We start from the raw sequence: 13,064 nt of genomic DNA on the forward strand, positions 1-13,064 counted from the left end.
CCGGGGGATATGGGGGTTGCCGTGACTATCTCCTGGTCTGTGAGCCCGGTCACCCTTCCGTTCATTTCGTTCACGCTTCACCCGGGAGGCACACTGCTGCCATGCGCCTCCCGTCCCTCCCCCGACCTCGCAGCCTGGCCGGCCAGCTGTTCGCCATGCAGGCCGTGCTGATAGCGGTGCTGGTCGCCGGGTACGCGCTGTTCACGTATGTGAGCGACCGCCACCAGGCGCAGGAGGCGGCGACCCGGCAGGCGACGGCGGTGGCACGGTCGGTGGCGGACGCGCCCTCGGTGCGTTCGGCGATCCACACGTCCGATCCGAGCGCCCTGCTGCAGCCGTACGCCCTCCAGGTCATGCGGGACACCGAGGTCGACTTCATCACGATCATGACCCCGGACGGCATCCGCTGGACCCACCCCGACAAGAACGAGATCGGCAAGCACTACCTGGGCCATATCGGCGCGGCCCAGCACGGCGACACCCGCAGCGAGACGTACAAGGGCACCCTCGGCGCGTCCGTGCGCACGGTGACGCCGATCCTGGAGAACGGTCGTGTGATCGGCCTGGTGAGCGCCGGCATCAAGGTGGAGGCGATCAGCGAGCGGGCCCAGGAGCAGGTCACGGCCCTGCTCGGGACCGCGGCCGGCGCGCTGCTGCTGGGCGCGCTCGGCACCTACGTCGTCAACGCCCGCCTACGACGTCACACGCACAACATGAACGCGGCCGAGCTGAGCCGGATGCACGACTACCACCAGGCGGCGCTGCACGCGGTCCGGGAGGGCCTGCTGATGCTGGACGGCCAGTTCCGGGTGGCGCTGATCAACGACGGGGGCCGGGAGCTGCTGGGGGTGGGCCCGGAGGGGGAGGTCGTGGGCCGCTCGGTGGCGGACCTGGGCCTGCCGGCACCGCTGACCGGCGCGCTGCTGGCCTCGGAGCCCCGGGTGGACGAGGTGCATCTGACGGCGGACCGGGTGCTGGTGGTGAACACCTCGCCGGTGTCGGGCGGTGAGCGCCGCGGCACGGTGGTCACGCTCCGGGACGTCACCGAACTCCAGGCCCTGATGGGCGAGCTGGACTCGGAGCGGGGCTTCACGCAGGCGCTGCGCTCCCAGGCGCACGAGGCGGCGAACCGGTTGCACACGGTCGTCTCGCTCATCGAGCTGGGGAGGGCTGCGGAGGCGGTGGACTTCGCGACGGCCGAGCTCGAGCTGGCGCAGGCGCTGACCGACCAGGTGGTGGCGGCGGTCAGCGAGCCGGTCCTCGCCGCGCTGCTGCTGGGCAAGACGGCCCAGGCGAACGAGCGGGGCGTGGAGCTGGTGGTCTCGGACGAGAGCCGGCTGGATGACGGTTTGCTACCGGAGAGCCTGTCGGCGCGCGATCTGGTCACCGTCCTCGGCAACCTGATCGACAACGCGGTGGACGCGGCCCAGGGGACGGTACGGGCGCGCGTGACGGTGACCGCGTACGCGGACGATGCCGATGACGACGCCGAGCTGGTGATGAGGGTGGCGGACACGGGTGCGGGAGTGGACCCCGCACATGCCGAACTGGTCTTCCAGCGCGGCTTCTCGACGAAGCCGGCGGGGCCGGGCGGACGAGGGCTCGGGCTGGCGCTGGTCCGCCAGGCGGTGACCCGGCTGGCGGGCACGCTGACGGTGACCGAGGCGCCGGAGGGCGGGGCGGTGTTCGAGGTGCGGTTGCCGTTGCGGGCGTCGCTGGCGGGGGGCGAGGCCCGATGACCGGGGAGCCGATCAGAGTCCTGGTCGTCGAGGACGATCCGGTGGCCGCGGACGCGCACGTCATGTACGTGGGCCGGGTGCCGGGGTTCGTGGCGGTGGGGAAGGCGCACACCGGGGCGGAGGCACGGCGGATCCTGGACCGTACGCCGGTGGATCTGCTCCTGCTGGACCTGCACCTGCCGGACGTGCACGGCCTGCAGTTCGCCCGCTCCCTGCGGGCGGCCGGCCATCAGGCCGACGTCATAGCGGTGACGTCGGCACGGGACCTGGCGGTGGTGCGGGAGGGCGTCTCGCTGGGGGTCGTCCAGTACGTCCTGAAGCCGTTCACCTTCGCGACGCTCCGGGACCGGCTGACCCGGTACGCGGAGTTCCGGGCGGCGGTGGGCGAGGCGAGCGGCCAGGACGAGGTGGACCGCGCGCTGGCCGCACTCCGGGCGCCGTCGTCGCCCGCGGCGCTGCCGAAGGGGCTCAGCGCACCGACGCTGGAGCGGGTGACCGTCGCACTGCGGGAGTCGGAGGAAGGGCTGACCGCGGCGGCGCTGGCGGAGAGCGTGGGGATCTCCCGGATCACGGCACGGCGGTACCTGGAGCACCTGGTGGAGGCGGGGCGGGCGGGGCGGAGTCCGTTGTACGGGCAGGTGGGGAGGCCGGAGTTGGTTTATCGGTGGGGGCGGCGGTGAGCGCCTCGGCTTGGGCGCGGGCCTCTGCTGTTTCGCGGGAAGCATTCGCGCGCTCATAGGCTTCGGCGGCTTGAAGCAGGTAAACCCGTGCCTCAGCTGGCTGATCATTGGTCTCGTAAGCATGGGCCAGGTTGTCCAGCGTCAGGCCCGCTCCGTACCAGTCCTCGAATTCTCTGCAGATTGCCAAGTCCTTGCCGTACGCCTCGATGGCCTCGTCCGTCCGGCCCAGGCTCCACAGCGCGATGCCAAGGTTGTTCCACGTGATGCCCTCGCCATGACGATCCCCAGTGATCTGATACAGGTCGCGGGCATGCACGTACGCGCTGATCGCTTCCTCCACCCGCCCCTCGTCGAGAAGCGCGGCGCCGATTTGATTCCAGGCTCCAGCTTCACGGTTTCGGTCTTGGAGCACCTGGAACAGATCTCGGGCTCGACTGTGCGCGTCAATCGCCTCACTCAACCGATCCACTGCCGCAAGGGCGGCACCGAGGTGGTCCCAAACGATCGCCTCACCGTGACGCTCTTCGAGCATCTGGAACAGATCCCGGGCGCGAATGTGCGCGTCAATCCCTTCCTGGGCCCGCCCCGCTCTCTGCAAGGCGTAGCCGAGGTTATTCCACGCAAGGGCCTCCCGTGATCGCTCCCCTGCGCGGCAAGCAGCCTCCTGTGCGACACGGCAGACAATGATCAAGTCGTTGAAATACCGTCGCCAGTCGAGATACTCCCCCAGGCGCTCGGACAGCCCCACTGCCATGTCCGCGAACCGCTCCTCCCGCGCCCACAGCGCCGCCGCCACCAGTCCCGCCCGCTCCCGGTCCAGCCACGCCAATGCCTGCCTTCGGTCCGCGAACAGGTCCGGCACCGGTCTTCCCGGCAGCCAGCGCAACCGATCATCGGCCGCATCCGCCACCTGGCAGTAGAACCCCAGCACTCGGTCCCGCGCTGCCTCTCCCTCCTCCCGCAACTCCGCATTCCCCGCCACCACGCCCGCCCCATACGCCCGCACCAAGTCATGCAACCGCCACCACGTCCGCCCACTTCCCCGCTCGACAAGGTGCGCACGAGCCAGCGCCCTCAGACCTCGTAGCGGAGGAGCGTCGTCGCCCACCAGGACGGCGGCAACCTCGTCACTCACCTCAGGCCCAGGCGCAAGCGCGAGCAGCCGCAGCAGCCGGGCCTGCTCAGGCGGCAAACGCCGGTACGACAGCTCGAAGGCCGCACGCACGCTGCGCTCCCCGTCGTCGAGGTGAACGAGCCGGTCGTGCGAAGCCTCAAGCTCGCCGACGAGTTCCGCGACCGGCATCCCCGGGTCCTCCGCCAGCAACGCGGCCGCGATCTGGAGCGCCAGCGGCAAATGTCCGCACAGACCGGCGAGTTGTCCGGTGGCCTCCGCGTCGACCGCCACCCGACCGTCCTCCGGATCGGCGATCCTCAGGGCAAGGTCGAGAACCCGCCGTGCCTCCTCATGCGTGAGCTGATCCAACGGCACAAGCCGAGCCCCCAGTTGGGGCAGCCGGTCGCGTGACGTCACCAGCACCCGATGCCGCCCCTCCCCCGGCAGCAACGGCCGTACCTGATCCGGCGACGAGGCGTTGTCCGCCAACACCAGGACCGCCCCTCGCCGGGCGAGCACCGACCGGTAGAGAACCGCCCGGTCATCGGCCGTAGCCGGAATATGCTCCGGCGCCACCCCGAGCGCCCGCAGCAACGACTGCAGAGCCTGATCGGCACTGACCGGCTGCTCGTCGTACCCATGCAGGTCGAGGAAGAGCACCCCGCCCGGGAACCACCCCTTCCCACAGGCCAGATGCGCGGTCTCGACAGCGAGCGCCGTCTTCCCGATGCCACCAAGCCCCGACACGGCGGTGACGAGAACCGCAGCCGAATCGTCGAGCGCGCGCAGAAGCTCAGCCGACTCGTCCTCCCGCCCGGCGAACCCACCGGGCCGCGGCGGCAACGAAGCCAGCGCCTCCCGCGCCGCCGCGCCCTGCTGGATCACGACCTGGACCCCGATCACCTCACGCAGAAAGACCCCACCACGGAAGTCGGAGTGGTCACCGCCGTACCAGGCAGCCGCGCTGCCCGGCGCATACCGCTCCATGGCATCCGCAACCGCACCCGCGACCCTCGGATCGCCGCCGAGCAGCTCCGCGACCCGGTCACCCCAGGCCCATAGCGCCTCCGGCCGCCCCGAACCGTCCGCCGCTTCGGCCAGCGCCTGGCCGGCGTCCCCTCCCGCGCCCTCGGCCAGGGCCGCCAGCAAAGCCGATAAAGCCGCTCTCATGCGCCGTTCCATCCCCCGATGCCCCTGATGCGTGGGCATCAACGGTACGGCGTCAGCCCGCTGTCCGTACTGCTCTCGCCGGCCTCATGTACAGCAGGACCTGCACCCCGAGCCCCACCACCGCGAGCGCCTCCACCACCGACAGCCCGACCAGCAACCCACCGCCGTCCCCGCCGGCCCAGAACACCACCAGCGCGGCCAGCGGCACCGCGCAGAACGCCGTCAGATCGATCACGGCCTGGATCGTCTTGCGGGTCCGCCGCCGGACGTCGGTCCGGTGGTAGGCCTCCCACCCGAAGGTGGCGAACTCGGTTTCGCTCGGAGTCAGTTGAGCAAGCCGCGGCCCCAGCTCATCCCGCACGTAGTACCCGATCGCCGAGATCTTCTCGTCGTTGACCAGGTACGTCCACCCGAGCACCACACACACCGGCGGCAGCGCCAGCAGCATCGACGCCTGCTTGGCCTGTGCCGCCGCGGCGATGACGGCGGCCACCACCCCGAGCGTCACGTACAGCAGGTTGTCCCGAAACCCGATGCGCGCCTTCTGCTCGTCCTTGATCGTCTGGTACTCAGCGAGCAGCAACTGCCCGATGGTGACCCCTTGCTCCGGCATACGGCTCTCCCCACCCGACGCGCCGACCCACGCCGGACGACCATACCCGCGCCGATCTGGTCTTATTACGGCAGTCGCCAACAGGCCTGTGGGCCAGGCAGCTTGGCGCTACCGTTGGCAAATGCCCGCGAAGCGACCGCGTCCCACCGCCGCAGCCGTCATCCTCACCGCTCTGCCGGAGGAGTACGACGCCGTGCGCGCCCATCTCGTGGACGCCGAGGAGATTGTCCACCCCAGGAACGGCACCCGGGCCGAACTCGGCCGGCTCGCGGACACCGCCTGGACCGTGGCCCTCGCCGAGCTGGGCGTGGGTGCCCTGACCGCCGCCTCGCTCACCACACAGATCGTCGACTGGCTCGACCCCGAGACGGTGCTCTTCGTCGGCGTCGCGGGCGGCCTCAAGGACGACGTCGAGATCGGTGACGTCGTGGTCGGCACAAAGGTGTACGCCATCCACGGCGGCAAGCAGACACCGGACGGCTTCCAGGCACGCCCCGAGGTCTGGCACGGCTCGCACCGACTGGTGCAGGCGGCGCGCTCGGCCCTGCGGGACATGCCGGACGTACGAGGGCACCGCAAGCCGATCGCCGTCGGCGATGTCGTCCTGGCCGACGACAGATCGGCCTTCGCCGCCCACATCCGCCACCACTACAACGACGCGTGCGCGATCGAGATGGAGGGCTCGGGCGCCGCGCACGCGGCCCACCTGAACGGCCAGTTGGACACCCTGGTGATCCGGGGCATCAGCGACCTCGCCAACGCCGACAAGCACGCGGCCGACGCTTCCGGCTCGCAGATCCTCGCCGCCGAACGGGCCGCGTCGGTGGCGGTGGAGGTCCTGCGCAAGCACCAGCCCCGGGAGTCCTCCGACTCCGAGGAGGATCCCCAAGAACGTTACCGGGGCGACCACATCGACTTCAGGGGCGGCATCTTTCACGGCCCCGTCATCGGCAAGCAGACCGGACGCTAGCGGCAAGGGCACGACCCACGGCCCGGTCCCCCACGCGACGGCCACCCTGCTGCCGCGCCCGCTGGGCTTCACCGGCCGGACGGCGGAACTGGAGCGCCTGCTTCCCCACCTGGCCCCGGACAAGGCCGACAGGGACGCCCTCCCCCTTTTCATCTTCGCCGTCACCGGCATGGGCGGCATCGGCAAGACCGCGCTGGCGGTGGAGACGGCGCATCGGGCACGCGCGAAGGGGTGGTTCCCGGGCGGCACGCTCTTCGTGGACCTGCGCGGCTACGACGACGATCCGGTCACCGCCGACCAGGCTGTCCTCGCCCTCCTCGACGCGCTCGGGGTCCGGGGGGCGGATCTGCCGCCGACCACGGATCGCCTGTACGACGCGTACCGCGCGCTCCTCGCCGAACAGCAGGACCGGATGCTGCTGATTCTGGACAACGCCTCGGATCCGTCCCAGTACCTGCCCCTGCTGCCGGGCGAGGACCACCACCGGGTCCTGATCACCTCCCGGGACCGCCCCGACGCCCTGCCGGTACGCCTCATCGACCTGGAGGCTCTGAGCCCGGACGACTCCGTCGCCCTGGTCAGCCGCGCCCTGCATGACACCGACGAACGCGACGAACGTCCCGGTCGCGAACCCGACGCCCTGCGCGAACTGGCCGACCTCTGCGGGCACCTGCCCCTGGCTCTCCAGGTCGTCGCCGCAATGCTGCGTAGACGCCGACACCGAAGCATCGCCTCGCTGGTCGTCGAGATCACGCGGCCCGGAGACACGACCACCGCCCTCGACAACGGCAGCCACGGTACGGATCAGTACGGCCGTTCGCTGATTCTCCGGCCTGTGCTGGACACCTCGTATCGTCGGCTGCCCCCTGATCAGGCTCGGTTGTTGCGGCTGCTCGCCCTCGCCCCGGGTGCGGAGACCGGCACGGAGGCGGTCGCCGCACTGCTCGGCCTCGACGAGGAGACCGCGCTGTCCCTGCTGGAGGACTTGGCCGCCACACATCTCGTCACGCCGGTCCGAGAAGGCGAGGGGACGGCTTCGGCGGTGCGGTGGCGGTTGCATGATCTTGTGCGGGTTTATGGGTTGGGTGTGGTGGCGGGGGACGTGGGGTTGCGGGAGGAGGGGGAGGCGGCGCGGGAGCGGGTGCTGGGGTTCTACTACCGAATGGCGAATGCGGCTGATGACCGGTTGCGGTGGCTGCCGGGAAGGCCGGTGCCGAAGCGGTTCGTTGACCATCGGCAGGCGCTGGGGTGGTTGGACGGGGAGCGGGCAGGTCTCGTGGCAGCGGTGCTGTGGGCGCGGGAGGAGCGGTTCGCGGACACGGCGGTGCGACTGGCGGAGTGCCTCTCCAAGTATCTCGGCTGGCGGCGATACTTCGAGGACAAGATCACCGCCTGCCGTGCCGCGAAGGATGCAGCCCGCCACGCCGGGGACCGCTGGCGCGAGGCCATGGCGTGGAACAACCTCGGCAATGCCCTGCGCGAAGCGGGCCGGGCCGGAGAGGCGATTGACGCCCACACGCACGCCTGCGACGTATTCCGAGCCACCGGGGACCGCCTCCGCGAGGCCACAGTGTGGAACAACCTCGGCATTGCCCTGCGGGCGGAGGGTCGAATCCAGGAGGCGATCGACGCCCTCACCCGCGCCCGCGAGCTCCACCAGGCCACTGGAGACCGCCAGCGCGAGGCCATGTCGTCGAACAACCTCGGCGTTGCCCTGTGGGAGGCAGGCCTGGCCGAAGAGGCGCTAGACGCCTACTCCCACGCCCGCGACGTATATCGGGCCGCCGGAGACCTGCACGGCGAGGCAGCGACGTGGAACAACCTCGGCAAGACCCTGGTTGTGACGGGCCGGGCGGATGAAGCGGTCGAGGCATACAGAAAGGCCTCCGTGATCTTCCTGGAGTTCGAGGACTGGTACCGGGCAGGCCAGGCCCTGTACCACCTCGCCGTCACCCACAAGCACGGCAACCGCCCCAGCGGAGCCCGCGTCCACTACCTTCAGGCCGCCGACGCTTTCGCCCGGGCCAATGCCCCCGCCGAAGCCGCCGAAGCCCGCGCCCAGGCCGACGAGGTGCCGGACTAACCCCCCTCACCCCACTCCCGCAAACCCCCGAGCCCCCCACCCCGGCAGCACCGCCCACATCCGCGTCCCACCCCCGGGTTCCCGCGCCTCCCCGAACCCCCACTCCCCCTCACACGCCTGCACCACGCACCCCAGCACCCGCAGCGCGGCCTGCCTCCGCACCTCGCAGCCGCAGCGACGCGAGGGTGACGGTGCCGGGGATGTCCGTCGTAGAGGATCACCCGCAGCGCGTCCTCCCGGTACCGCAGCGACAGATACACCTCCTCCCCTGGTGTGAACCGACACGCACACGCGGCCAGTTCGCTCACCACCTGAACCACCGCGTCCGTCATGTCCTCCAGCCCGTGCACCTTCAGCACGACCCGGGGTGGCCGCCCGCGCGACCCGGCAACTGGCCGCCCCTGCGGGCAACGTGAAGCTGTAGGCGAGCGTGTCCGGGGAGGGTGCCGCCACCTCCGGGACGTCGTCCGTGACGATGGGACAGGACGTAGCCATGAGTAACTCCTCTTCAGCAGAGAGAACTTGAGGCGCGCACCCGACACCGCTGGTGGCCTGTCGCACGAACCCGGACAGGCTCATGCGATGCACTTCCGGTGACATCGATCCGTAAGCGACTCGTCACCGATTGTAGAGCATCGTCGGAGTACATGTACTACTCTCGGCGGAACCGATCGGTGGACCAACCCCCCGTCTCAAGGCAGACTGGCCCCGTCGACAGCCAGCCGCGAGGGATCACATGCCGCCGAGAAACGCACCGACGGAACGCCAGCGCCGCCTCGGCGAGGAGTTGCGCAGGATGCGGATCGCGGCCGGGATGACCACGGAGCACGCCGCCGGCTTGCTGGGCGTGCCGCGCACCAACGTGCCCAACATGGAGTCCGGCCGCTCCGGTATCAGCCCCGAACGCGTCCGCACCCTCGCCGACAACTACGGCTGCACGGACCAGGGGCTCGTCACGGCACTCGCCGCCATGGCGGGCAGACGCGAGAAGGGCTGGTGGGAGGCTTACCGGGGGCAACTCCGCGACGGCTTCCTGGACATCGCCGAACTGGAGTGGCACGCCACGCGACTGAGCATCGCGGTCACCGTGCACATGCCCGGACTCCTCCAGACCGAGGAGCACGCACGTGCGGTCTTCGGCGCCGTCTTCCCGCCCCTCGCCCCGGCCGACATCGACCTGCGCACTGCCCACCGCATGGACCGGCAGCAGGTTCTCGGCCGCCCCGAGCCCCCCGCCCTCGACGTGATCCTCCACGAGGCGGCCCTGCGCATGGAGTTCGGGGGGCCGAAGGTGGCCGGGCGGCAACTCGACCACCTGCTGCGCATGTCCGAGCGCGACAGCGTCACCCTGCGGGTCATCCCGTTCAAGGCCGGCAGCTTTCCCGGCGCCGGGCAGTCCGTCGTCTACGCCGAGGCCGCCGTACCCCGCCTGGACACCGTCGAACTGGACAGCACCCACGGTCCCGAGTTCCTCGACACGGAGGCGCAGCTCGGCAAGTACCGGGCCCAACTCGACGCGGCCGCCGCCGTGGCCCTCGACGCCGACGCGTCCCGTGACTTCATCCGCACCCTTGCCGCCGACCTCTAGGAGCACCCCGTGCCGGACATCACCTGGGAAGAACCCTTCTGCGGCGAGGGCGCCAACTGCTTCCGCCTGGGCACCGACCCCCAAGGCAACGCCTACATAGCCGTCGCCGGTCAGGAGGACACGTACCTCACCGACACCCGCGAAGCCCTCCGTACCCTCATCCGCGACATCAAGGCCGGCAGAGCCGACCATCTCCTCTAGCCACCCCAGCCCCTCACTCGCTCCTCTCCCCCTCCAACACCCCCGGCCGGAACGGCTCCACGCCGACCACCCTCCGTACCTTCACCGGCTCGATCAGCAGCATCACGCGCCGCTCCCCGGGCAGCAGCCACGGATACCGGTCCTCCCCGATGTACTTGCGGGTCAGCCGGTCCATGGAACGCTCCGCCTCCTCCCCCTCCACGAACCGCACCACCCGTCCCCGGATCTCCACCCGGTCGTAGGGGTTCTCCGGGTCGTGGTGCGAGAGCGAGACGGCGGGGTTGCGCCGGAGGTTCTCCTCCTTCACGCGGCCGATCGCCGTGTTGACCATGACGTGGTCGCCCTCCAGGTCCACCCACATGGGCGACACCTGCGGCGCACCGTCCGGCCCGACGGTCGCGAGATGCCAGAAGTTCGGCGCCAGCAGCCGCTCACGAACGTGCTCGTCCAGCTTGCCCGTACGGTCCACGGAATACATGGGGGCATCCTCACCGCGTCCCTCCCGCAGCAAACCCCCGCAGACTCATTGACCTGACTAGACCACTCCACTTACCTTCACACCGCAAGAGACGAACCCCCAGGCCACAGCGCAGTGGCCGCCGAGGAGGTCGTGCCCGTGCGCCCCACCGCCGTCAGCATCCTTGCCCTCTCCCTCGTCACCGCCGCCGCATCCCTCACCGCGTGCGGCAGCGGGTCCGGGAGCAGTCCCGACACCGTGAAGATCTCTTTCAAGCAGTCCACGGACAACTCCATCAAGGTGATGGACACGTACCTCGCGGACATCAAGAAGCAGTTCGAGAAGGAGTACCCGGGGAAGAAGGTCGAGCTCGTTCCGATCAAGGCTCCGGACTCCGAGTACTACACGAAGCTCCAGCAGATGCTCCGGTCCCCGCGGACCGCGCCCGACCTGGTCTACGAGGACACCTTCCTCATCAACTCCGACATCACCAGCGGGTACTTGAAGCCCCTCGACTCCTACCTCGACAAGTGGAGCGACTGGGGGCAGTTCATCGACACCGCCAAGGCGGCGGCCCAGGGTGAGGACGGCAAGACGTACGGCGTCCCCGACGGCACCGACACCCGCGGGCTGTGGTTCGACAAGCGGGTGTTCGAGAAGGCCGGGCTGCCCCTGAACTGGCAGCCGAAGAACTGGGACGACGTGCTCGCCGCCGCCCGGACCATCAAGAAGAAGGTCCCCGGCGTCACGCCCCTCAATGTCTACACCGGCAAGCCCGCCGGCGAGGCCGCCACCATGCAGGGCTTCGAGATGCTGCTGTACGGGACCAATGACGGGACCAGCGACCCGCTGTACGACAGGACCGGCAAGAAGTGGATCGCCGGGAGTCAGGGGTTCAAGGACGCGCTCTCCTTCGTCGAGACCGTGTACAAGGAGAAGCTCGGGCCGGACGTCTCCGACGCCCTCGACCCCAACTTCGGCACCGCCGTGCGCGGTGAGCTCCTCCCGCAGGGCAAGCTCGGCATCGACCTCGACGGGTCGTGGCTGCCGCAGGACTGGAACAAGGGCAGTGGGCACGAGTGGGCCGACTGGTCCAAGCAACTGGGCCTGGCGTACATGCCGACCCAGCACGGGCAGGCCCCCGGCAAGGTGAGCATGTCCGGCGGCTGGACCTGGTCCATCCCCGCCAAGGCCGGCAACCCCGACCTCGCCTTCGACTTCGTCAAGACCATGCAGACCAAGGCGAACGCCCAGAAGTGGTACATCGCCAACTCCGGGATCGCGGTACGGAAGGACGTCGCGGGCGATCCGTCGTACGCGTCCGCCCAGCCGGGCATCAAGTTCTTCACGGATCTGGTCGCGAGCACGCACTACCGGCCCGCCTACCCGGCCTACCCGAAGGTCTCCACCGCCGTCCAGGAGGCCATGGAGAGCGTGACCACCGGTGACGCGTCCGTGGACAAGGCGGCGGGTCAGTACGACTCGACGCTCAAGGACGTCACCGACAACCAAGTGGTCACCCAGTGAGCCAGTCGGTGAGTCAGCCCGCGAGCCGGTCGGTGACCGGGGCCGTGAGTCATCCCGTGATCACCCGGCGGCTCTTCCGCGCCCTCCCCCTCACCCCCGCCCTGGCCCTGCTGCTTCTCTTCCTCGGCGGGCCCATCGTCTACTGCGCCTGGATCGCCTTCACCGACCTCCAGCTCACCGGCCAGGCGCACTCCTCCTTCGTCGGTTTCGCCAACTTCCGTACGGCGTTCCACGACGACGCCTTCCTGAACGCCGTCTGGCTGACCCTCGTCTTCACCGTGCTGTCCGCGCTCGTCGGGCAGAACACGCTGGGGCTGGCGCTCGCCGCGCTGATGCGGCGGGCGTCGAAGCCGGTACGGACGCTGACCGGCGGGATCGTGATCACGGCGTGGGTGCTGCCGGAGGTCGTCGCCGGGTTTCTGCTGTACGCCTTCTTCCGGCGGGAGGGGACGCTCAACGCGATCCTGGACCTCCTTCATCTCCCGTCCCAGAACTGGCTGTACACACTGCCCATCCTGGCCGTGTCGTTCGCCAACGTCTGGCGGGGGACCGCCTTCTCGATGCTCGTCTACTCCGCCGCCCTCGACGAGATACCGAACGAGATCGAGGAGTCGGCGGAGGTCGACGGCGCCGGGGGCTGGCGGCGGATGTGGCACATCACGCTGCCGATGATCCGCCGGTCCATCGGGACCAACCTGATGCTCAACACCCTCCAGACCCTCTCCGTCTTCGGGCTGATCTGGGTGATGACCCGAGGGGGGCCCGGCGACAAGAGCCAGACGCTCCCCCTGTTCATGTACGAACAGGCTTTCCAGAACAGCATGATCGGGTACGGGACGGCGGTCGCCCTGCTCCTTCTCCTGGTCGGTTCGCTGTTCTCCGTCGTCTACATGCGGCTGCTGCGTACGGAGGTGTGAACAGG

Annotated in this window: 11 protein-coding genes; 8 read left to right on the forward strand and 3 right to left on the reverse strand. The window is 69.7% G+C overall.

Annotation, left to right across the window (positions count from 1 at the left end; translation table 11 throughout):
- Positions 1-101 precede the first annotated feature (101 nt).
- Together ACZ4N4_RS43595 and ACZ4N4_RS43600 are read left to right on the forward strand one after the other, a co-directional pair.
- Positions 102-1,739 carry a sensor histidine kinase gene (locus ACZ4N4_RS43595; RefSeq protein ID WP_467599723.1) on the forward strand — a complete coding sequence of 546 codons (1,638 nt, stop codon included), beginning with the start codon at positions 102-104 and terminating at the stop codon, positions 1,737-1,739.
- Positions 1,736-2,419, forward strand: a complete 684-nt coding sequence (locus tag ACZ4N4_RS43600; protein ID WP_467599726.1) for a response regulator — start codon at positions 1,736-1,738, stop codon at positions 2,417-2,419. The genes ACZ4N4_RS43595 and ACZ4N4_RS43600 overlap by 4 nt, the downstream gene beginning before the upstream one ends.
- On the opposite strand, the gene ACZ4N4_RS43605 is transcribed toward ACZ4N4_RS43600, so the two are convergent.
- Complete coding sequence (locus ACZ4N4_RS43605) at positions 2,307-4,715, reverse strand: tetratricopeptide repeat protein (RefSeq protein ID WP_467599729.1); 2,409 nt, start codon at positions 4,713-4,715, stop codon at positions 2,307-2,309. The two genes, ACZ4N4_RS43600 and ACZ4N4_RS43605, sit on opposite strands and share 113 nt — an antisense overlap.
- Before the next feature lie 40 nt (positions 4,716-4,755).
- Positions 4,756-5,316, reverse strand: coding sequence for a hypothetical protein (locus ACZ4N4_RS43610; protein WP_467599732.1), 561 nt, complete (start codon positions 5,314-5,316; stop codon positions 4,756-4,758).
- Positions 5,317-5,437: 121 nt separating this feature from the next.
- Between ACZ4N4_RS43610 and ACZ4N4_RS43615 the strand changes: the two genes are divergently transcribed.
- The 4 genes from ACZ4N4_RS43615 (at position 5,438) to ACZ4N4_RS43630 (ending at position 10,158) form a co-directional block, all read left to right on the forward strand.
- On the forward strand, positions 5,438-6,286 hold the full coding sequence (locus tag ACZ4N4_RS43615) for a 5'-methylthioadenosine/S-adenosylhomocysteine nucleosidase family protein (protein WP_467599735.1): 849 nt from the start codon (positions 5,438-5,440) through the stop codon (positions 6,284-6,286).
- Between the two features lie 109 nt (positions 6,287-6,395).
- A complete protein-coding gene (locus ACZ4N4_RS43620; protein ID WP_467599883.1) occupies positions 6,396-8,369 on the forward strand; it encodes a tetratricopeptide repeat protein in 1,974 nt (657 codons plus the stop codon).
- Positions 8,370-9,105: 736 nt separating this feature from the next.
- A complete protein-coding gene (locus ACZ4N4_RS43625) occupies positions 9,106-9,957 on the forward strand; it encodes a helix-turn-helix domain-containing protein (RefSeq protein WP_467599738.1) in 852 nt (283 codons plus the stop codon).
- A 9-nt stretch (positions 9,958-9,966) separates the two neighbouring features.
- Positions 9,967-10,158 (forward strand): hypothetical protein, encoded by a 192-nt coding sequence (locus tag ACZ4N4_RS43630; protein ID WP_217554459.1) that lies wholly within the window; start codon positions 9,967-9,969, stop codon positions 10,156-10,158.
- A gap of 13 nt (positions 10,159-10,171) precedes the next feature.
- Here ACZ4N4_RS43630 and ACZ4N4_RS43635 read toward each other — a convergent pair whose 3' ends face one another.
- The gene (locus tag ACZ4N4_RS43635; protein WP_467599741.1) at positions 10,172-10,636 is read right to left on the reverse strand and encodes a PPOX class F420-dependent oxidoreductase; all 465 of its coding nucleotides are present in this window, start codon (positions 10,634-10,636) and stop codon (positions 10,172-10,174) included.
- A gap of 132 nt (positions 10,637-10,768) precedes the next feature.
- Here ACZ4N4_RS43635 and ACZ4N4_RS43640 point away from each other — a divergent pair, with 132 nt between their 5' ends.
- Together ACZ4N4_RS43640 and ACZ4N4_RS43645 are read left to right on the forward strand one after the other, a co-directional pair.
- Positions 10,769-12,142, forward strand: a complete 1,374-nt coding sequence (locus tag ACZ4N4_RS43640; protein WP_467599744.1) for an extracellular solute-binding protein — start codon at positions 10,769-10,771, stop codon at positions 12,140-12,142.
- A gap of 44 nt (positions 12,143-12,186) precedes the next feature.
- Entirely contained in the window at positions 12,187-13,059 is an 873-nt protein-coding gene (locus ACZ4N4_RS43645) for a carbohydrate ABC transporter permease (RefSeq protein ID WP_467599747.1), read from the forward strand.
- The last annotated feature ends 5 nt before the right edge of the window (positions 13,060-13,064 follow it).

It is taken from the genome of Streptomyces sp. NPDC026538 (assembly GCF_055567535.1).